Source organism: Chryseobacterium fluminis (assembly GCF_026314945.1).
Lineage (GTDB): Bacteria > Bacteroidota > Bacteroidia > Flavobacteriales > Weeksellaceae > Chryseobacterium > Chryseobacterium fluminis.
The window spans coordinates 751,695-771,352 of record NZ_CP111121.1 but is presented as its reverse complement, the minus strand read 5'-3'; the positions used below and the strand labels follow the sequence as shown (position 1 = coordinate 771,352).

Below are 19,658 nucleotides of genomic sequence, written 5' to 3'. Positions count from 1 at the left end.
ACTAATCAACTGGATAACAGAGGCTTATAAAATTACAATTTTTATCACTAAAAAAATAGTTGTTTTAGTGATTTTTATTTCTACATTTGTATAACTAATTAATTAGTGATATCAATTTTACGTCGATTGTTGTCATCAATAAAGATAAAAATAAACGGGATATGAAAATTCAGACCTTAACGAAAGCAGAGGAGCAGGTAATGCAGTATTTATGGAAACTCAAAAAAGGATTTCTGAAAGATGTCCTGGATCTTTATCCTGAACCTAAGCCGCATACCAATACAGTATCTACGATATTAAAAGTATTGAAGGATAAAGAATTTGTAGATTATAATGTATATGGAAGACAGCACGAATATTTCCCCCTTATTTCTAAGGAACAATATTCGGGAAAAACGATGAAGAGCCTTGTAAAAAACTATTTTAAGGGCTCTTATAAAAGTGCCGTTTCATTTCTGGTGGAAAAAAATGAAATGACTGTAGAGGATCTTGAAATGCTGTTAGACGAACTCAAAAAGAAAGACTAGTCATGGAAGCAATTCTGTATTTCGGAAAAGTAATACTATGTTCCGGTGTAATGTTTCTGTACTATCAGTTGTCTTTAAAAGACAGGACATTTCATCATTATAACAGATTTTATTTGCTATCTGCTCTGTTGATATCGCTGCTGCTTCCTTTGATAAAGGTAGAAGACTTCACCATCGAGGTAAGTGGTGACTGGTATAAACTGATAGACCATGTACAGAATTTTAACATCCATAAAAAAGATAACAATGATTACATTTATTTTCAGAGTATTTTTTCAGCTTTGGGATTGGTTTCTCTCTATTTTGTAGGAAAATTCATTTTTGGGGTCTTTAAGATTCATAAGCTTAAGAGGCAGTTTCAAAAAGAAAGTTTTAACGGTATTAACTTTTACCGTACCAACTTATCGGAAGCGCCATTCTCTTACTTTAAAAACCTTTTCTGGAAGAATTCCATTATGCTGGATTCGGAAGTAGGGGCGCAGATTTTAAAGCATGAAATGGTACACATTGAGCAGCGACATTCATTGGATAAGATCATGATCGAGATCATTACCTCTGTTTTCTGGTTCAATCCTTTTTTTCATATCATTAAAAAAGAAATTAATTTAATTCACGAATATCTGGCTGATAAAAAAGCCGTAAAACAATCGGACACAAAAGCATTTGCGCAGATGCTTTTAGCAAGCCACTTTTCCGGAACACAGTTGCCTGCGACCAGTCCGTTTCTAAGTTCAAACCTTAAAAAAAGACTTAAAATGTTACAAAAGCCTAAAACCCAATTCGGATATGCGCGTAGAATTTTTGCGTTACCGGTATTATTTTCAGTAGCCTTTGCCTATCTGGTAAATGCTAAGAATACGGAAATTAAAGAAACGAATACGGAGATTGAGAAAGCTGTTTTTCAGATTCACGGGAAAAACAAAATAAAACAGGATACCATCACTCCGGAGCCGTCAAAACAGGATGCTGTGGTAACTCCGAAATATAAAAGAGCGGATGATGACAAAAAGATTGCTGATCTCAACAGAAAAATCCAAGAGCAGAGTAAAGCTCTCAAAAATTTCAGTCCTGAAAGTAAGGAGTACAGTAAAAGTCTTGAAGAAATAGGGAAGTTATCCGGTGAAATAGGGAAAATTGCCAGTTCTCAGGATTTTCTTAAATCTGCAATGGTCATTCGGATGGATGGCAAAAATGTGAATATCAATGATTATTTCAAATCTAAAGAATGGAAAGATAAAGTAAAAGGATTGGAAGAAATGAACATCTATATGCCGGATATTCCTGAAATAAATATTGATTTCCCGGATGCTCCACCGCCGCCGCCAGGCTATCCGGATGCTCCCAAAGCACCCGACGCATCGAGGCTGAAAGTATATAAATTTAAGGACATGAAGGATATGAAGTGGACTCCTGAAGCCGATATGGTTTACAGATCAGCCGAACAGGCAAAAGGATCTGCTGCCAGCATAAAGAAAAGAGCCGAACTCGACCGGAAGAGAGCAAAATTAGATCAGAAAAGAGCAAAACTGGACGGGCAGAGGGCGAAGCTGGAAGCTGAAAGAAGAGTTCTGGAAGGGGATCGCGGCAGGGTGTATATGTACGGGAACAATACATTCAAAAATTTTCCTGATGATCAGTTTAAAAAAATCAACACCAATTATAATTATACGATGAACAGTGATAAAAAAGCCATTATCCTTTCGAGTATAAACAATATGAACGGTGATGATATGAAGATTTTTATTGACGGTAAAGAATCTACCAAACAGGAAATGGATGCTTTGAAACCGGACCAGATATCTTCTGTTACCGTAAATAAAAATTCGACAAACGGAGGTGCAGTAACAGGTAAAATTCAGATTCAGACCAAAAAATAAGTTCCAACCGGCTTTGTCTGTATAAAAGATTACACGGACAAAGCCATTTTAAATTAAAACCATGAAAAATATTCTATTTCTTTTAATCTTCCTGAGCATGTTTGCTGATGCACAGGTCAACCGGTTTTATTACGACTATAGATTTATTCCCGACTCCAATCATAAAGAAGATGTAAAAAAAGAAATGATGTATCTGGATATCGACGAAAAAGGATCCATTTACTACAGCAGAGACCGGTTTATAGCAGACTCCACATCCATGGCAGATATCCGCAGGCAAATTAAAAGCGGTTCAGGAAGCCTTAATGTTACCAGAAACGAAAGGGCAGGGCAGGTATCTTATAAAGTGACTAAAGAATATCCCGAGTTTAAAACCTTCCTTTTTACAAGGGTTTCTATGGACCTGTATAAAGTAAAAGAGGATCAGAAACCGGAATGGAAAATCCTTGCGGAAAAGCAGAAAATCGGGGAATACGATACTCAGAAGGCAACTACCACTTACGGGGGAAGAGAATGGATCGCCTGGTTCAGTACAGCGATTCCCTTTCAGGACGGTCCCTATAAATTTTACGGACTTCCGGGGCTCATCGTAAAGCTTGAAGATACAACGGGAAGTCACATCATGACTTTGGTCGGAAACAGGAAAATAGATAGTCCGGTAGTGGAGACGGAATCCGGAATAACGGGAAATTTAAAAATTGTGGGAATTGGCGGAAAAGAACTGGAAATAAGCAAAGATCAGTACCGAAAAGTCTGGAAAGCCTATGTGAATGATCCGTCAAAAAATATGAGAGAAATGATGATGAGAAACAGCGGGGGCGATAACACAAAAATGTCCTTTAAGGTAAAAACTTCAGACGGAAAGGAAATTTCAGATCCTAGTCAGATGTTCAGAGAGATGGAGAAAAAAACGAAAGAATCTTTAGCTAAAAATAATAATCCGATAGAACCGGATCTGGTAAAATAATCATAAATTTTAATATAATGCAGGATGAACGTCATGGTCATCCTGTTTTCTTTTTTATATATTTAAGAATAAATTATCTACTTATGACAGAAAAAGAAAAATGTGCCGCCGGGCTCTTGTACGATGCAAATTACGATCAGGAACTTATTAATGAAAGAATTGTATGCAAAGATCTATGTCTGGAATATAATGGTTTGAAAAATTCTGACACTCAGAAAAGAGAAGAACTTATTAAGAGGATCGTTGGTAAAACAAAAGATAATATTTGTATAGAGCCTTCCTTCTGGTGTGATTACGGCTATAATATAGAAGTCGGAGAAAACTTTTATGCCAATCATAATCTGGTGATTCTGGACTGTGCGCCGGTGAAATTCGGGAATAATGTTTTTATCGGTCCCAATTGCAGTTTCTATACAGCCGGACATCCTTTAGACGCACAACGAAGAAATGAAGGACTTGAATATGCACATCCCATTACTGTGGGTGATAATGTATGGCTGGGCGGAAATGTCGTGATCCTTCCGGGAATTTCAATAGGGAATAACTCCGTCATAGGTGCAGGAAGTGTTGTAACAAAAAATATTCCTGACAATGTAGTGGCTGTGGGTAATCCATGCAGGGTTGTAAAAAATATAACAGAAGAGAACTGATACAGGTAAGCGGATCTGCTGAATATAAATTCCCCCGAAACAAAGTTTCAGGGGAATTTATAATTTATCATTAAAATTTAGGCAAGTTTCTGAGAATCTGCAACGAACTGCGCCAAACCGCTGTCGGTAAGAGGATGTTTTAACAGACTCAAGATCGGAGGAAGCGGAGAGGTGATCACATCAGCGCCGATTTTTGCACAGTCGATAATATGCATTGAATGACGGATCGAAGCTGCTAAAATTTCAGTTTCATACATATAATTATCAAAAATCAATCTGATTTCCTGGATCAGGTTTAATCCGTCAGTTGAAATATCATCAAGTCTTCCCAGGAAAGGAGAAACATAGGTTGCCCCCGCTTTAGCTGCCAGGAGTGCCTGTCCCGGAGAGAAAATTAAGGTACAGTTTGTTTTTATTCCCTTGTCGGAAAAATATTTTAAAGCTTTGATTCCGTCTTTGATCATGGGAATCTTAACTACAATATTCGGGTGAATGGCTGCCAGTTCATCCCCTTCTTTGATCATTTCTTCGTAAGTTGTTGAAAGTACTTCAGCAGAAATATCACCGTCTACGATTTCGCAAATGGCCTTATAGTGGTTTCTGATTGCCTCAGCGCCCTGGATTCCTTCTTTTGCCATTAATGAAGGATTCGTTGTTACCCCATCCAGAATTCCCAGATCTTTCGCCTCCTTGATTTGCTCTAAATTAGCCGTGTCAATAAAAAATTTCATTTGTTTACAGATTTATTTTTACAAAGATAATCATTCCTTTCTGAGTGGGAAATTTTTTAATTTTAGTTATGAGTTATGAGTTATGAGTTATGAGTTATGAGTTATGAGTTAGAAGGTATTAAGATTGATGTGCTACTTTCGGTATATAGCTAAAAAAGATCCGGAAATTTCCGGATCTCTGTTTTATGAATTTAAAGTTTTATTAAGTTTTACAGCGTCCTGGTTGGTAGGATCATATTCTACTGATTTGGCGATATGCTGTTTAGCTTTAGCCGGATCAGTAGTCTGTTCCGAGAAAGCTAAATAGAAATAGGCATACGCCAGGTTTTTCTTATTTTGCTCGATCTCTTCAGGTTTCACAGTGGCAATATACTTTTCATAGGCTAATTTTGCATTGGCATCATCTTTAGCCGACTGATAGGCATACGCCTGGCTGTAATATGACGGAGCCCAGTCTGGTAGAAGTACCGATATCTTTTTCCATGTTTCTACGGCATTGGTCCAGTCTGCAGATTCCTGATAGGCACCTGCCAGTTTAGCTAATGATTCTGTATCTTTGGGATTAGCTTCGATTTGTTTCTTAAGACCTTCGATCGTAGAGTTACCGGTTGTCTGAACTGTTGCTGCCGTTGTAGCTGTATTGGTTGTCGTGTCCGTTTTGGTGGTTTGCGCATTGGCAAAACCCGCGGTTCCTACTAGTATCAAACCTAAAAAAAGGTTTCTCGTATGCATTTTAGTCATTTTCATATTCTTATATTTTTCAATTCGGTAGTTTAAAATTCAATAATAATTCCATAATGACTCAGATTTTAGAACCTTTAAGGTTTTTTAGAAAATATTAACGGATACAGAATTTATTTTATCTTAATTTTTGATTCGTGCAGGTTTCACTTATCTTTGTTACTCAACTATTCTAATCAATATATTTTATATGAATATTATATTAGCCTCAACATCCACTCTTTTCGGGGGAGAATATCTGGAATACCTGAGAGAAGAATTGATCAGATTGTACAAAGGCATAGATGAAATACTTTTCGTTCCGTTTGCAAGACCCGGTGGAATATCTCATGACGAATATACCGCAAAGGCCCGGACGTTCTTTGAAACCATCAACATCAAAGTGACAGGTCTTCATGAATTTGAAGATAAAGCAGAAGCTCTGAATAATGCCCAAGGTTTTTTTACGGGGGGTGGGAATACCTTTTTACTGGTAAAAACTTTACACGAGGAAGGGCTGATGTCTGTTCTGAAGAAGAACGTTGAAAGCGGAAAACCATACCTCGGATGCAGTGCGGGAAGCAATATTGGCGGGCAAAATATGAAAACGACAAATGATATGCCGATTGTTTACCCTCCGAGTTTCGACTGTATGGGACTGGTGCCTTTTAATTTAAATCCACATTATCTCGATCCCAATCCTGATCTGAAACATAATGGGGAAACCCGTGAAACCCGGATCAGAGAATTTTTGACCCAGAACGATCTGAAAGTGGTAGGACTTCGCGAAGGAAACTGGATCAGAAGAAAAGGTGATCAAATAACCGTTGAAGGCAAAGAACTGACCCGGATTTTTGAGAAAGATAAAGCGCCTTACGAGATCGAAGCAGGCAGTGTCATCGAGTAGATATGAAAAGTTCTGTACGGATCTATTAGCTGACTTTTTATATTTTAATTAATTTTAATCGGTGCTTCGACAGGCTCAGTATGACAAAGCTGAAAAGTGCGTCCTGTCTCTGAATGCTCCTGCATAAACATCCTCAACTATTACGCAAACAAATTCAATGAAAAAAACAGTTGCTGTCCTTACCCTGTCCACCCAAATATTTTTTGCCCAGAATATTACCCAGAAGCTTGATGAAGCGACAAAGAATCTGATCAATTCTTCCGGAGCATTGTCTTCCAGTGTTTCTTTTTATGTAGCCGATGAAAATGGAAACCCGATCTACGATTATCAGGGAAATAAAGGGCTCTCTACGGCTTCTACCCAAAAGATATTCACTGCTGCCGCAGCTTTGGAAACGCTGGGTAAAGATTACACCTATCAAACAATTTCAGGATATTCCGGAACGATCTCGGGAGGTCAGCTGAACGGAAATCTTATGATCAGTTCAAATGGTGATCCTACCTTAGGAAGCTGGAGATATGATTCATACAAACCGGAAGATTTTAAGAAAAAATTACTGGAAGCTGTAAAAAAATCCGGAATCAAAACAATCTCCGGAGATCTGGTCGTTGATGATTCATATTTTGACCATCAGACCATTCCGGGTGGCTGGCCTTGGGATGATCTCGGGAACTATTATGGTGCCGGGGTCTGGGGAATCAACTGGCGGGAAAACCAGTTTGATATCCATATTAACGGAACAGATTTTAAAAGCTTTTCTTATCCACTGGAGGGAGTACAATGGCTGAATGACCTGAAAACAGGCGGCAGCTCTGACCAAAGCCTTATTTTTACAGCTCCTCATTCGCAGGTGGCATTAATCAACGGGACTTTACCTGCCGGTAAAACAGTTACCGTGTCGGGAGCTGCTCCAAATCCGCCTTTGCAACTGGGAATGGAAGTAAAACAGTGGCTTAAAGAATCGGGAATTGAGTTTTCAGGAAGGGTAGTCACCAGCTCTCAGCTGGAGATCGAAGGAAAACGGCCCGTCATACTTTCGGGAGATCATACGATTCTTACCTATCAGTCGCCCACACTGGATAAAATTGTATACTGGTTTTTAAGAAAAAGCATCAATTTATATGGTGAGACACTCATTAAAACCTTAGGAAAAGAAAAGAAAGGCAATCCCGGATTTAAAAGCGGAGTTGCTTTCCTGAAAGAATTCTGGAAAGGAAAGGGAATTAATGCAAATATGATCAATTTTGCAGACGGCAGCGGGCTTTCGCCACAGAATTATGTTGCCGCAAAAGCAGAAGTCCAGGCATTACTTTATGCTCGGAAGCAATCATGGTTCGAAGCCTATTATGACGGTTTCCCTACGCAGGATAACGGGATGAAAATGAAAAGCGGAACCATGAGAGACACCAAATCATTTGCAGGATATCATACGGCTAAAAACGGACAGAAATACGTATTTTCGATTATTATCAATAACTATCAGGGAAGCGGAAGTACCGAATTGCAGAAAATCCTGAATGTTTTAAAATAAATTATTTTGAGGAAATCCATCTTTGCCAGGCTGAATAACTGGATTATTTTTACTTTAATGACGATTGTGGTGTTAACGATTGTTATTGCCTCTACCATTCTGATCAATTTTTTACGTAAGGAAGAGATCAAAAGGGTGGATATTCTGGTCAGTGCCCTGAAATTTCAACAGGAAGTACAAAGTCCCAATCTGGAAGTGCAGGCCCTGCTTCTGCAGATCTACAGTTCCAATACGACCATTCCGCTGATCATTTTAGATCAGAACAACCAGATTATCGAGCATAAAAATATTCCCCAGGATGTCGGAGATCATCCGGAAGCAATAAGAGCCCTGGCCAACAAAATGGCTAAGAGTTACGCTCCAATTGAAATTGAACTGGTAAAAGGAAATAAACAGATTGTTTTTTATGACAATTCTCCCTTGCTGAATAACCTTCAGTATTCCCCTTTTATACTGGGCTTTTTTATCCTCTGCTATTTTCTTTTTTCCTTCTGGTTCTTACGGACGATCAAAAAAACAGATGAGGGCTACCTTTGGGCAGGTCTGGCAAAAGAAACAGCACACCAGATCGGCACTCCGCTGTCTTCGATGATCGGATGGATGGAAATCATGAAGCTGGATACGCCTGATTCTGAAGGTGTACATGAAATGGAAAAAGATATAGAGAGACTGCGTACCATATCGGAGAGGTTCTCTAAGATCGGTTCTGTACCTGAGCTCAATGATACCGACTTTAATAATACGATCCGGGAAAATTATGATTACTTAAAGACCAGAATATCCAGGAAAATAAATTTCGGACTCCATCTACCCAATGATAAAATTCTGGTTCCGCACAATAAAATACTGATGAGCTGGGTGATAGAAAATCTGGTTAAAAATGCGGTGGATGCTATGAAGGGAGAAGGGGCGATCTCGATGTCTGTTCTGGAAAGAAATAAAAATATTGTAATCGAAGTGCAGGATACCGGAAGCGGAATGACAAAACAACAGGCAGTAAACGCCTTTAAACCGGGTTATTCGACTAAAAAGAGAGGCTGGGGACTTGGATTGTCACTCGCCAAGAGAGTCATCAAGGAATATCATAACGGTGATATTAAAATTGCGCAGACCGAAGTAGGAAAGGGGACGACTTTCCGGATAACGATCAGGAAAGCATAAAAAAAGTTTTCATGTGAGATTATATTATTCTCCAAATAAAAAAGCGGGGAAATTTCCCCGCAGATTATCTTCTTGTTATGATGTTATTTTTTGCCAGTCAGCCACTGAGTCTGTAATTTCAGTTCTGCCGGAGTAGGACTGGATTTGTACTGCAGTGTTTCTACCGTCAGTTTATCTAACACCGCTTTTCCCTTGAGATCGATTTTCTCAGTTTTGGCGCCGTTTTTTCTTAAGACGGTAACGGTCACATTCTGACCATCCTTGATGGTTTTTGCATATTCTATAAAAGCCTGTACGTTTTTGATATCAATGGTCTTACCATCCAGTGCTGCCACCTCATCTGTAATCTTGAATCCGATACTTTTAGAAAATGGAGACAGTGCTGAGCTTTCGTCAAAGACAAAGGTGTTGTTCTTTTCATTGTATCCGGTCTGGTTAGGATCTTTGACAAACCAGAAAATAGGAGGTGTTTCCTGCTTTTTGATTTCTACTCCCACCTGATTAAGATAGTCTGCATACGGAGTCGGCTGATTCCCTGCAATATATTTAGTGTAAAAATCCTTAATTTGCGGATATCCCGTAACCGTTACCAGTTCATCGATCAGCTTATCATCTTTAAAAGGTTTATTTTCCCCGAATCTCTGGGACAGTTTTCTGATCATATCACGATACCCCATTTCACCATTGGACAGCTTTCTAAGCTCAATATCAAGACACATGGTTAAGAGGGTTCCCTTTTCATAGACATTACGGTACTGGTCTTTATAAGGTTCTTTCAGGATGTTTTTGCTCATGACCGTGAATGGCATGGTGTCATCGTAGTTCTTTGAATTGGTTATTTTTTCGTTGATTCTTTGTAAAAACTCATCCTTGTCGATTAATCCCTCCTGAATCTGGAACAGATTGGCAAAATATTCTGTTCCTCCTTCATACATCCACAAGTGCTGAGACATTTTCGGATCTGCATAATCGAAATAGTGAATTTCTTCGGAATGGGTTTTCAGAGGATTTACCGTATGAAAAAATTCGTGGGAAACAACGTCTGTCAAAGTTTTGTCAATGGCATCTTTCGGCATCATTTCAGGAAGCACAACGCTGGTGGATTCATGATGCTCCAATGCTCCGAAACCTTTGATCTGAGGTCCGTCCGTACCTGCAAGATAAAGCATGATCGCGTATTTCTTATTGGTGTTCATATCCCCTAAGAACTTCTTCTGGGCCATCACCATTTTTTCTAAATTATCTTTAAAATCGGCAGCTTTATATTTTCCGGATGGTGAATACACGCCCAGTACCAGATCCATTCCTCCTGCATTGAAAGTGATGTAGTCAGGTTTGGTGTACATTAACGGAGAATCGGTCACTTTTGCATAATTAGCCAGGGTATACGTGTCAGTAGCATCGGATTTATCCTGATCGACCAGTGCTGTCGTTCCGTAGAAGTCAGCAGGTTTCCGGATCACCAACTGATAAGGTACATCCTGCATCTGATCAATATATCCGACAAATCCATGCGTGTTGACCAGATAGACTTTTCCCTGTTCGATATCTGTTCCCGACGGAGAAAATACAGCTTTATGTTTGGAAGTGTCCATTTCTTCATCAAAACTGTCATTAACCAAGTAAGTCACTTTCGTTAAGTTCTGTGCATTTTTTAAAACGTACGTATTGTCGTTAACTTTGGTATAGGTTAGCTCTTTTCCTTTATTATCATAAAACTTAATCCCTTCGACGAACCTTCCGTAATCGTCTTCTGAATAGGTTCCGGGAACCGTTTTTGGAAAATGGAATTTTACATCACCGGATTTCATCTTTGGAAATTCCATGGTAACGGCTACTTTATCATCTTTTACGTTCACCAGGTCAATCGTCGTCCTGATCGATTGGGCGTTTGATGCAAAAGCAGCCAGAATTCCTACGCTAAGTGCTATTTTTTTCATTGATTTTTGAATTATACTTAAATAGTTGTTGTAAAGATGATTTTGTTACGAACCATCGTATTAAATTTTTCTTAAAATTGTGAAAGATTAATGCAGTGAACTAAAAAAGGCAGCTTCATGGAGCCACAAATCTGCCTTTTTTCTTCAATTACTGTACTTTTTTATAATTGATATAATAATTCCTGTTGAATGTCACCGGCGTTCCCTTTTTAAGCTTTACCGTCTGCCACTGTTCAGTCGGATTAATGATCTGTTCACCATTAATCCGGATAGGGAGCTTCAGATCTTTAACTATATGCGTATATCTGAATTTCAGCGTTTCCCCTTTTTGAGAATATTCCAGCGTCGGAATTTTTACAGTCCTTAAATACTGATTAAAGACACCTGAAAAATCAATCCCGGATTTTTTGTTAATATAATTTTCTATCTGTTCGGTCGTAACCGTCTGATGATAAAAGTCTTTGCTCAGACCTCTCAGAATCTGTCTGAATTTTTCATCATTATTAATCACCTGCCGGATTGTATGGAGCATACTGGCTCCTTTAGGATACATATCGCCACTGCCTTCGTTTCTAACTCCGTACTTCCCGATGACAGGCACATCATTTTCAATTTTATTTCTAAGCCCGATGGCATAAGTTTCTGCGGACTTTTTATCCATATACTTTTCGGTGAATAGCACTTCGGAATACATGGTAAAGCTCTCATGAATCCACATATCTGCCTGATCTTTCGCTGTAATATTGTTGGCAAACCACTCATGGCCGCTTTCATGAATAATAATATAATCCCAGTTCAGACCAATCCCGGTTCCGGAAAAATCGGTTCCCCGATATCCGTTCTGGTAGCCGTTTCCATAAGCTACATTACTCTGATGCTCCATTCCCAAATATGGTGAATCTACAAGTTTATAAGAATCTTCATAAAAAGGATAAGGACCAAACCAGTATTCAAATGCCGAAAGCATCGGTTTTACCTGTTGGAACTGTTTTTTTGCTTTCTCCAAATTATAATCCAGCACCCAGTAATCCAAATCCAATCGGCCTTTCTCTCCCTGAAAAGTATCTTTGAAATTCACGTATTTTCCGATATTCGGGATGATAGAGTAGGCATTGATAGGGTTTTTAACTTCCCAGGTATAAATTGTTTTGTTTCCATCCGTTTTTTTTCCGGTTAATCTTCCGTTTCCGACTCCCACCAGATCTTTTGGAGTAATAATTTTCATAACCATACCATCATCAGGCTCATCACTCCAGATATCTTTTGTCGGAAGCCATACAGAAGCTCCGATTCCTTCATCAGCAACACTCATCCACGGATTTCCGTTCTCATCTTTGGTGAAAACCCAGCCGCCATCCCAGGGAGCATTTTTTGCGATGAGAGGATTTCCGGAATAGGTGACATCAAGGGTGTATTTTTCTCCTTTTTTAAAACTTTTTTTAGTTTTTATCCAAATAAAATCACCTTCCTGCCTGAATTCGGTGACAGGGAAATTGGCCTTCACCTGATCGGCTTTCATCGGCTGTTGAAGATCAATCTGAAAAGTCGGATCAGTAACGTCTTTTACGATTTCGAAACTGATTTTGTTATTTCCTTTAATGCTCTTACGATCAAAATCAGGCTCTACAGACAGATCATATTTTTTTACATCCCAAAAATTACGGAATGCGGTGTTGGAACCTTTTAAAGTGTCCTGCCGGGTGAATGATTTATCTTTTTCGAAGAATTGTCCGAAAACCAGTCCCGATGCAAATAAAAGGGTATATGACAGCTTTTTCATTTGAAATTAATTATTCTTTTCAAAAATAGAAAATTTATGATTGTAATCAGGCAAAACACTAAAATATAATACCTATAGGATTAAAACAAAGCCGGGATCTTTCGCTATACCACAAAACCGAAAGTTATTTATTTAAACTGATCCATGCCTTCCTGTAATGAGCGTTTAAAGTGACCCCATTGACAGAGGCTTTTTAATCTTTTCGATTACTCTCGACAAAAAAATCCCGCAAAAAAATCTGCGGGAATATAGAGTATTCTTTAATTTTTAAATTTACTGCTTGACGGCGGGAAGATTTCCTGCGGCTTTCTGCACCCTTTTATACGTGTATGCACACATCAAGATGCTGAATTCATATAATAATAAAAGCGGAAAGGCTGCCATCATCATGCTCAGTACATCGGCTGGAGTTATGATTGCGGCTACGACCATAATAAGAACGATCGCATGTCTGCGGTAAGTTCTCATAAACATCGGCGTTAAAATTCCAATGCCTGTCAGGAAATAAATAAGAACAGGGAAAAGAAAAATGGCCCCCATCCCTAAAACAACCTGTAAAAACAGAGTTGTATAATCACTCAAGTCATAAAGAGGAACAATAATATCTGATATCTTAAAAATAACTCCGAAATTAACAGCAAAAGGCAGAATTAAGTAATATCCGCACAAAACTCCGGTCATGAATAATATCCAGACCGCATTAATGATAAATATCGAGTTTTTTCTTTCTTTCGGATGCAGGGCAGGGCTGATAAACCGCCAGAGCTCCCAGACAATATAAGGAAAAGCAGCCACCATACCTCCGAAAATAGAAACCGCCATCATGACATTAAACTGCTGATAAAGCTTGCTGGCACGTACCGGAAAATCTTTGGGAAGATGAATGCTGTTTTCTCCTAAAAGCATTCTGGAAAAGTGATTGACAAGCTCAAAAGTAGGAAAATCATTTCTCGTGGGACCAAAGAAAATATGATCCATAATCCAGTTGATATTAAATCCGACAATAAATGCCGCCACAACAATAGCAAGAATCGAGCGGATGAGGTGACCTCTTAATTCTCCAATATGTCCAAGAAAGGACATGTCTTTACCTTCACTCACAGAATAATATTTTTAAGGCTTCAAATTTATGAAATATTTAAAGAAGTTAGAGGATAGAATCCAGAAGTTAATTTTATTGTATGGCATAGCTCCTGATGATCCTGCTTTGCTGGCTCTTTATCTCTGAATTCTAATTAATTCCTTCATCCAGTAACTTATGCAGATCGATAATCCCGAAATATTTTCCGTTTTCGGTAACGATGAGCTGACCGATATTATTATCTTTTAAAATCTTCATGGCTTCCTTTGCCAATGTATTTCTTTCCACTGTCTTAGGATGGGAAGACATAATGTCTTTTGCAAGGACCTTGGTTACATCATCCCCTTTCATCAGCATTCTTCTCAGATCTCCGTCTGTGATCACCCCAATGATCTCATCACCATTGGTTACCACTGTGATCCCGTGTCTCGAGGCACTGATCGAAATGATAACATCTCTCACGGGAGCATCTTCCGTGACCTGAGGTTTTTGCGAAGACAGAAAATCATCAACTTTCGAGATCAGGTTCTTTCCTAAACTTCCCCCGGGATGAAATTTTGCAAAATCATTGGCTTGGAAATCATTCATTTCCATTAAAGAAACGGCTAAAGCGTCTCCCAAAGCCATCTGTAAGGTCGTTGAACTGGTAGGAGCCAGCTTATTCGGACAGGCTTCCATATCTACATGAGTATCTAAAATAACTTCAGAAAATTCTGCCAGTTTGCTGTTTTTATTTCCGGTCATTCCAATAAGCGCAGAAGAATATTCTTTCAGATAAGACACGAGGTTTACAATCTCAGGAGAGTTTCCGGAATTGGAGATACATAAAACCACATCCTGTTTCTGGATGACACCCAGATCTCCGTGGATGGCTTCCGATGCATGTAAAAACTGGGACGGAGTACCGGTAGAGTTCAGGGTGGCCACGATTTTATTGGCCACATGGGCAGATTTTCCGATGCCTACAATGATTAATTTTCCTTGTGCATGGTGTATGATTTCAACGGCTTTTACAAAATCTTCGTCAATTCTGTTTTTTAATTTTTCAAGTTCCGAAATTTCTATTTCTAAAGTGCTTTTTGCTATTGAAATGATCTTGGCTTTTTCCATTTTAATTTTATAGGGTATACAAAAAATCTCTTAAAAAATGTTATATTTTAAAAACAATATTTAATATAAATTTTATTTTTAATAAATTCGTTCGCTTTTATTTTAAGCAAAAAAGTTATAACTTTGGGTGAGATGCAAATTTAGCAATAGAAAATTAGATGAGCGCAAAAAAAGCCAATTTATCAGGCGAATTGAAAAAATATTTCGGGTTTTCTACTTTTAAAGGACAGCAAGAAGAAATTATAGAAAACCTGTTAGAGGGAAAGGATATATTTGTCTTAATGCCTACCGGAGGTGGTAAATCCTTATGCTATCAGCTTCCGGCACTTATTTCCGAAGGTACGGCCATCGTCGTTTCACCACTGATAGCGTTAATGAAGAATCAGGTAGATGCAGTAAACGGTCTTTCATCTGATGACGGAGTAGCACACGTTTTAAATTCATCATTAAACAAAACGCAGACCAAGCAGGTCTTCGACGATATTAAAAGGGGCAAGACAAAACTGCTGTATGTAGCGCCTGAATCTTTGATAAAGGAAGATTATCTGGAATTTTTAAAAGAGGTGAAGATATCTTTTGTTGCCATTGATGAGGCCCACTGTATTTCAGAATGGGGCCATGATTTCAGACCGGAATACCGGAATCTGAAATCCATTATCGATAAAATTGCAGATGTTCCTGTAATTGCATTAACGGCTACGGCAACGCCTAAAGTTCAGGATGATATTCAGAAAACATTGGGAATGACCGATGCCCTGGTTTTTAAAGAAAGCTTCAACAGGCCTAATCTTTATTACGAGGTACGTCCGAAAGTAAATATCGACAAGGAAATTGTACGGTTTATTAATCAGTATAAAGGGAAATCGGGAATTATCTACTGTTTAAGCAGGAGAAAGGTTGAGGAATTTGCTCAGCTCCTCCAGGTTAACGGTATTAATGCACTGCCTTATCATGCCGGTTTAGATCAGAAGGTCAGAGTCGCTAACCAGGATAAATTTCTGATGGAAGAAGTGGATGTGATCGTAGCAACCATTGCTTTCGGAATGGGAATTGATAAACCGGACGTACGTTTCGTCATCCATTATGACTTTCCGAAATCTCTGGAAAGCTATTATCAGGAAACAGGACGGGCAGGCCGTGATGGTGGGGAAGGATACTGTCTGGCATTCTATGATCCAAAAGATATCGAAAAGTTAGAAAAATTTCTGGCTCAAAAGCCGGTTTCCGAGAGAGAAATCGGATTGCAGCTTTTAAATGAGGTAGTAGGTTATGCTGAAACTTCAATGAGCAGAAGACAGTATATTCTGTATTATTTCGGGGAGAATTTCGATCCCGAAAACGGAGATGGAGCGAAGATGTGTGACAATGCATCCCATCCGCCAAAACTCAAAGATGCGACGGATGATCTGAAAAAAGTTCTGCAGCTGATAGACGATAATGCAGAGAAATTTAAATCTAAAGACCTGATCTCTGTTATTGCAGGAAAGGAAACAGCGGTCACCAAATCGTACAAATTAGAACAGAGTTCTTATTTCGGGTTTGGAAAAGAGCAGGCAGATAACTATTGGAAAACGATCATCAGACAGGCCACGGTACAGAACTTTCTGCAGAAAGATATAGAAACCTATGGTGTTCTGAAAATTGCAGAAAGGGGAAGGCTGGTTTTAAACGGAAAACTGGAACATTCTTTTATGATTGCAGAAGACCGCGAGTTTGATCTCTCCCAGACAAAAGCTGAGAGTGACCAGATCCAGATGCAGTCAGCAGGTGGACTGGATCAGAATTTATTTAACTTATTAAAAGAATTAAGAAAAAAGGTAGCCAAGAAATACGGAATTCCTCCTTACACGGTATTTATGGATCCGAGTCTTGAAGACATGACGGTACAGTATCCCATAACGGTGGAAGAAATAGCCAAAATTTATGGGGTAGGAGAAGGAAAGGCTAAAAAATACGGTAAAGAATTCGCTGATTTTATTAATACATATGTAGAGGATAACAATATTGAACGGACTCAGGATATGGTACTGAAACAGGTGGCCAATAAGTCCAGCCACAAAGTTTTTATCATCCAGAGCACCGATAAAAAAATTGATCTTGAAGACATTGCAAGAGCGAAAAACCTTTCCATGGACGACCTTCTGAAAGAAATGGAGCGTATCGTGTACCAGGGTACCAAGCTGAATATCGATTATTATATCGAAGATAATTTTGATGAAGACATTGTAGACGGCTTCATGGAATTCATGAATGAATCTGAAAGTGACAGCATGAAAGTTCTGCTTGACGAATTCGGGGATGAACTTTCTGATGAAGAAGTAAGAATGCTGAGAATAAAATTTATCAGTGACGTAGCTAATTAATATGATTTTAAACAGCAATGAAATAATATTAAAAGAAATTCTTCCCCGGAAGAGTTTCTTTTTTAGTTTAACGGAGAAGCTCAGGATACTGATTTCTTTTGGTTATTTAATTTTTGTGGTGTTTTTTGCAGTAGTTACTTTTAAAACGATTGTATTTTTATTTACCATTCCATTACTTGTCGCGGCATTTTATAATTCATTCTTACGATGGATTCCCGTTTTTTATCACTTAAAAAACAATTATTATCTGATCACCAACCAGAGAATCATTATAGCATCAAGATCAAAGAAAGAAATCATCAGATACAGGAAACTGGAAGAGATCGATCAGGTACATGCTGATATGAATGACCGCTTTTATGGCAATATTATTTTCGGAAAACCTGAAGGCGTCGTAGATAATGCTTCCGGTTATTTGGGAGGCAACCGTGGAATCCTCACTTTTAAAAACGACAGATATGCCTTTCTGAGCATTGAAAATATAGATGAAATTATTGTTTTAATTAATGAATTGGGATTAAAGGTTAACAAAACTTTTTACTAACTTTACACTGATGAAAAAGATCTCCGTTATATTTATTCTGCCGGATCTGGAGACTGGAGGCGCAGAAAGAATCGTTACCACCATTGCCAATCATCTCTCCCGGGATCGGTTTGAACCTAAGATTTTGCTTTTACGTAAGCAGGGAGGCTATCTTAATCTGCTTAAAAAAGACATAGAGGTTATTGATATCAATACCGAAAGAATCAGGCATTCCCTGAAACCTATCCTGAGGGAAATATACAGAAGAAAACCCGATATTGTATTCTCCGGCTTTGGCGAAGTGAATGCATACCTTTCGCTTTTTATAAAACTATTTCCAAAAACAAAATTTATTGCCCGGGAAACCAACGTTGTTACTCAGCATGTGACGCGAAAGGAGATTAAATTTTTCTATAATTTTTACAATAATTACCATAAAATCATCGCACAGAGTGATGATATGATGAAAGACCTTACTCGGAATTTCGGGATAAAACCCGGCAAAGTCGTGAAAATCAACAATCCCGTAGATTTTGATTTTATTGATGAAAGAATGAGGACATCCGTAAGGCCTGAGAGTTTTAGATACAATTGTAAAAATGTAGTGGCTATAGGAAATCTATCGGCAAGAAAAGGGTTTGACAACCTGCTGAAAGTATTTTCAAGGCTTAAAAACGAAAATGTGCTGCTGCATATCCTCGGTGACGGACAGGATCGGGAAATTCTGCATCAGATGAAAGATTTCCTGGGGCTGAAAAATGTGATTTTTCATGGCAGACAGGAAAATCCGTACCAGTTTCTGAAGTATGCGGACCTCTTTATTCTTTCGTCAAGATACGAAGGTTTCCCCAATGTCTTACTGGAAGCGGGGGCCTGCGGTACCTATTCTTTGGCCAATAATTGTCCCGGCGGAATTAATGAGATCATTCAGCATCATATCAACGGAGAGATTGCAGACATCAATAATCATGAAGATTTTTCACAGGCTGTTATGAATATTCTCCATAAAACCTATGATAAAGATGCTATTAAGGACGCTATTAAATCCAGATTTTCAAAAAATATTATTTTAGACCGCTACGAAAAGGTTTTAATGGATTTGATGACCAAATTTTAGTATTGTAGTATGGGTGCTTATTTTCTTACCTTTGGACTTTAAGAAATCCCAATCGATCAATGAATAAAATCCCTAAAATCGGATGTCTTTGCGAAAAACCGACTTCAGACTATACCGAATACAGAAGTTCTGCATTAGGAACAGACACCACCCACGGAAGAAATGCGCAAGTAGCGATTCAGCAGTGCAAACTTTGTCAGAGAATATGGATTCATTATTATGTCGAATTTGAAGGTTCTTCCGGTTCCGGACGATGGTATAAAGGAGTGGTCTCAAAAAAAGACCGCCCGCATATCACCCCGGAAAATGCCGTAGAATATTTGGAAAGCCTCGAATGGTATGTCTATGGAGGGCCGTTTTTTGAAAGTGCAGGTATGTTCGGCCACGGAAAATTGCAGGTCGATGCTTAAGATTTTATTACCACCGTTAATTGCCGTTCAACAGAAGCTGGCAATTATTTTAAAAGCAGTCTTTTTTACATCCAAATAGCTTTATACAGTCTCAATTAATAATATTCAGACTTCTTGTTTTGTATTTGTTTACCGTAAATTTATTAAAGGAGATTAACAACAAAGCTGTTATAATTATTTACCTGAATGAAGATTAATAACACTTTTCATCTGCTTAGAAAAATAAATCTGGCATACGAGCAATTGTAGTTACATTAAATATA

17 protein-coding genes are annotated in these 19,658 nt (G+C 38.5%); 11 read left to right on the top strand and 6 right to left on the bottom strand.

Annotated elements, in window-relative coordinates; translation table 11 throughout:
- Nucleotides 1-161: 161 nt before the first annotated feature.
- From ODZ84_RS03570 to ODZ84_RS03555, 4 genes are all read left to right on the top strand, one after another.
- Entirely contained in the window at nucleotides 162-527 is a 366-nt protein-coding gene (locus tag ODZ84_RS03570; RefSeq protein WP_266175639.1) for a BlaI/MecI/CopY family transcriptional regulator, read from the top strand.
- A 2-nt stretch (nucleotides 528-529) separates the two neighbouring features.
- On the top strand, nucleotides 530-2,404 hold the full coding sequence (locus ODZ84_RS03565) for a M56 family metallopeptidase (protein ID WP_266175638.1): 1,875 nt from the start codon (nucleotides 530-532) through the stop codon (nucleotides 2,402-2,404).
- Nucleotides 2,405-2,465: 61 nt separating this feature from the next.
- Nucleotides 2,466-3,371, top strand: a complete 906-nt coding sequence (locus ODZ84_RS03560; protein WP_266175637.1) for a GLPGLI family protein — start codon at nucleotides 2,466-2,468, stop codon at nucleotides 3,369-3,371.
- A gap of 83 nt (nucleotides 3,372-3,454) precedes the next feature.
- Entirely contained in the window at nucleotides 3,455-4,021 is a 567-nt protein-coding gene (locus tag ODZ84_RS03555; RefSeq protein WP_266175636.1) for a sugar O-acetyltransferase, read from the top strand.
- Between the two features lie 77 nt (nucleotides 4,022-4,098).
- On the opposite strand, the gene fsa is transcribed toward ODZ84_RS03555, so the two are convergent.
- Nucleotides 4,099-4,752 carry a fructose-6-phosphate aldolase gene (gene fsa / locus ODZ84_RS03550; protein ID WP_266175635.1) on the bottom strand — a complete coding sequence of 218 codons (654 nt, stop codon included), beginning with the start codon at nucleotides 4,750-4,752 and terminating at the stop codon, nucleotides 4,099-4,101.
- A gap of 183 nt (nucleotides 4,753-4,935) precedes the next feature.
- Nucleotides 4,936-5,499 carry a tetratricopeptide repeat protein gene (locus ODZ84_RS03545; protein ID WP_266175634.1) on the bottom strand — a complete coding sequence of 188 codons (564 nt, stop codon included), beginning with the start codon at nucleotides 5,497-5,499 and terminating at the stop codon, nucleotides 4,936-4,938.
- 184 nt (nucleotides 5,500-5,683) lie between these two features.
- On the opposite strand from ODZ84_RS03545, the gene pepE reads away from it, so the two are divergent.
- From pepE to ODZ84_RS03530, 3 genes are all read left to right on the top strand, one after another.
- Nucleotides 5,684-6,379, top strand: a complete 696-nt coding sequence (gene pepE / locus ODZ84_RS03540; RefSeq protein ID WP_266175633.1) for a dipeptidase PepE — start codon at nucleotides 5,684-5,686, stop codon at nucleotides 6,377-6,379.
- 157 nt (nucleotides 6,380-6,536) lie between these two features.
- The gene (gene dacB / locus ODZ84_RS03535) at nucleotides 6,537-7,910 is read left to right on the top strand and encodes a D-alanyl-D-alanine carboxypeptidase/D-alanyl-D-alanine endopeptidase (RefSeq protein ID WP_266175632.1); all 1,374 of its coding nucleotides are present in this window, start codon (nucleotides 6,537-6,539) and stop codon (nucleotides 7,908-7,910) included.
- Nucleotides 7,911-7,913: 3 nt separating this feature from the next.
- Nucleotides 7,914-9,071 carry a sensor histidine kinase gene (locus tag ODZ84_RS03530; RefSeq protein WP_266177318.1) on the top strand — a complete coding sequence of 386 codons (1,158 nt, stop codon included), beginning with the start codon at nucleotides 7,914-7,916 and terminating at the stop codon, nucleotides 9,069-9,071.
- Between the two features lie 83 nt (nucleotides 9,072-9,154).
- Here ODZ84_RS03530 and ODZ84_RS03525 read toward each other — a convergent pair whose 3' ends face one another.
- The 4 genes from ODZ84_RS03525 to ODZ84_RS03510 all read right to left on the bottom strand — a co-directional run bounded on the left by ODZ84_RS03525 (nucleotide 9,155) and on the right by ODZ84_RS03510 (nucleotide 14,982).
- Nucleotides 9,155-11,011 carry a M61 family metallopeptidase gene (locus ODZ84_RS03525; RefSeq protein ID WP_266175631.1) on the bottom strand — a complete coding sequence of 619 codons (1,857 nt, stop codon included), beginning with the start codon at nucleotides 11,009-11,011 and terminating at the stop codon, nucleotides 9,155-9,157.
- Nucleotides 11,012-11,159: 148 nt separating this feature from the next.
- Nucleotides 11,160-12,791 (bottom strand): M1 family metallopeptidase, encoded by a 1,632-nt coding sequence (locus tag ODZ84_RS03520; protein WP_266175630.1) that lies wholly within the window; start codon nucleotides 12,789-12,791, stop codon nucleotides 11,160-11,162.
- A 273-nt stretch (nucleotides 12,792-13,064) separates the two neighbouring features.
- Nucleotides 13,065-13,892, bottom strand: coding sequence for a twin-arginine translocase subunit TatC (gene tatC, locus ODZ84_RS03515; protein WP_266175629.1), 828 nt, complete (start codon nucleotides 13,890-13,892; stop codon nucleotides 13,065-13,067).
- A gap of 130 nt (nucleotides 13,893-14,022) precedes the next feature.
- A complete protein-coding gene (locus ODZ84_RS03510; protein ID WP_266175628.1) occupies nucleotides 14,023-14,982 on the bottom strand; it encodes a KpsF/GutQ family sugar-phosphate isomerase in 960 nt (319 codons plus the stop codon).
- Between the two features lie 158 nt (nucleotides 14,983-15,140).
- Here ODZ84_RS03510 and recQ point away from each other — a divergent pair, with 158 nt between their 5' ends.
- Genes recQ through ODZ84_RS03490 form a run of 4 tightly spaced genes read left to right on the top strand, consistent with a single transcriptional unit; the run spans nucleotide 15,141 to nucleotide 19,395 of the window.
- Nucleotides 15,141-17,345, top strand: coding sequence for a DNA helicase RecQ (gene recQ, locus ODZ84_RS03505; protein ID WP_266175627.1), 2,205 nt, complete (start codon nucleotides 15,141-15,143; stop codon nucleotides 17,343-17,345).
- 1 nt (nucleotide 17,346) lies between these two features.
- On the top strand, nucleotides 17,347-17,889 hold the full coding sequence (locus ODZ84_RS03500) for a hypothetical protein (protein ID WP_266175626.1): 543 nt from the start codon (nucleotides 17,347-17,349) through the stop codon (nucleotides 17,887-17,889).
- Nucleotides 17,890-17,899: 10 nt separating this feature from the next.
- Complete coding sequence (locus tag ODZ84_RS03495; RefSeq protein ID WP_266175625.1) at nucleotides 17,900-18,985, top strand: glycosyltransferase; 1,086 nt, start codon at nucleotides 17,900-17,902, stop codon at nucleotides 18,983-18,985.
- Between the two features lie 59 nt (nucleotides 18,986-19,044).
- On the top strand, nucleotides 19,045-19,395 hold the full coding sequence (locus ODZ84_RS03490) for a hypothetical protein (RefSeq protein ID WP_266175624.1): 351 nt from the start codon (nucleotides 19,045-19,047) through the stop codon (nucleotides 19,393-19,395).
- Nucleotides 19,396-19,658: the final 263 nt, after the last annotated feature.

Coding starts and splice junctions, on each gene's coding strand:
- ODZ84_RS03520 (WP_266175630.1), bottom strand. CDS start 12,791: ATGAAAAAGCTGTCATATACCCTTTTATTTGCATCGGGACTGGTTTTC.
- dacB (WP_266175632.1), top strand. CDS start 6,537: ATGAAAAAAACAGTTGCTGTCCTTACCCTGTCCACCCAAATATTTTTT.
- pepE (WP_266175633.1), top strand. CDS start 5,684: ATGAATATTATATTAGCCTCAACATCCACTCTTTTCGGGGGAGAATAT.
- ODZ84_RS03525 (WP_266175631.1), bottom strand. CDS start 11,011: ATGAAAAAAATAGCACTTAGCGTAGGAATTCTGGCTGCTTTTGCATCA.
- ODZ84_RS03555 (WP_266175636.1), top strand. CDS start 3,455: ATGACAGAAAAAGAAAAATGTGCCGCCGGGCTCTTGTACGATGCAAAT.
- ODZ84_RS03565 (WP_266175638.1), top strand. CDS start 530: ATGGAAGCAATTCTGTATTTCGGAAAAGTAATACTATGTTCCGGTGTA.
- ODZ84_RS03510 (WP_266175628.1), bottom strand. CDS start 14,982: ATGGAAAAAGCCAAGATCATTTCAATAGCAAAAAGCACTTTAGAAATA.
- ODZ84_RS03570 (WP_266175639.1), top strand. CDS start 162: ATGAAAATTCAGACCTTAACGAAAGCAGAGGAGCAGGTAATGCAGTAT.
- fsa (WP_266175635.1), bottom strand. CDS start 4,752: ATGAAATTTTTTATTGACACGGCTAATTTAGAGCAAATCAAGGAGGCG.
- ODZ84_RS03560 (WP_266175637.1), top strand. CDS start 2,466: ATGAAAAATATTCTATTTCTTTTAATCTTCCTGAGCATGTTTGCTGAT.
- ODZ84_RS03490 (WP_266175624.1), top strand. CDS start 19,045: ATGAATAAAATCCCTAAAATCGGATGTCTTTGCGAAAAACCGACTTCA.
- recQ (WP_266175627.1), top strand. CDS start 15,141: ATGAGCGCAAAAAAAGCCAATTTATCAGGCGAATTGAAAAAATATTTC.
- ODZ84_RS03500 (WP_266175626.1), top strand. CDS start 17,347: ATGATTTTAAACAGCAATGAAATAATATTAAAAGAAATTCTTCCCCGG.
- ODZ84_RS03545 (WP_266175634.1), bottom strand. CDS start 5,499: ATGAAAATGACTAAAATGCATACGAGAAACCTTTTTTTAGGTTTGATA.
- ODZ84_RS03495 (WP_266175625.1), top strand. CDS start 17,900: ATGAAAAAGATCTCCGTTATATTTATTCTGCCGGATCTGGAGACTGGA.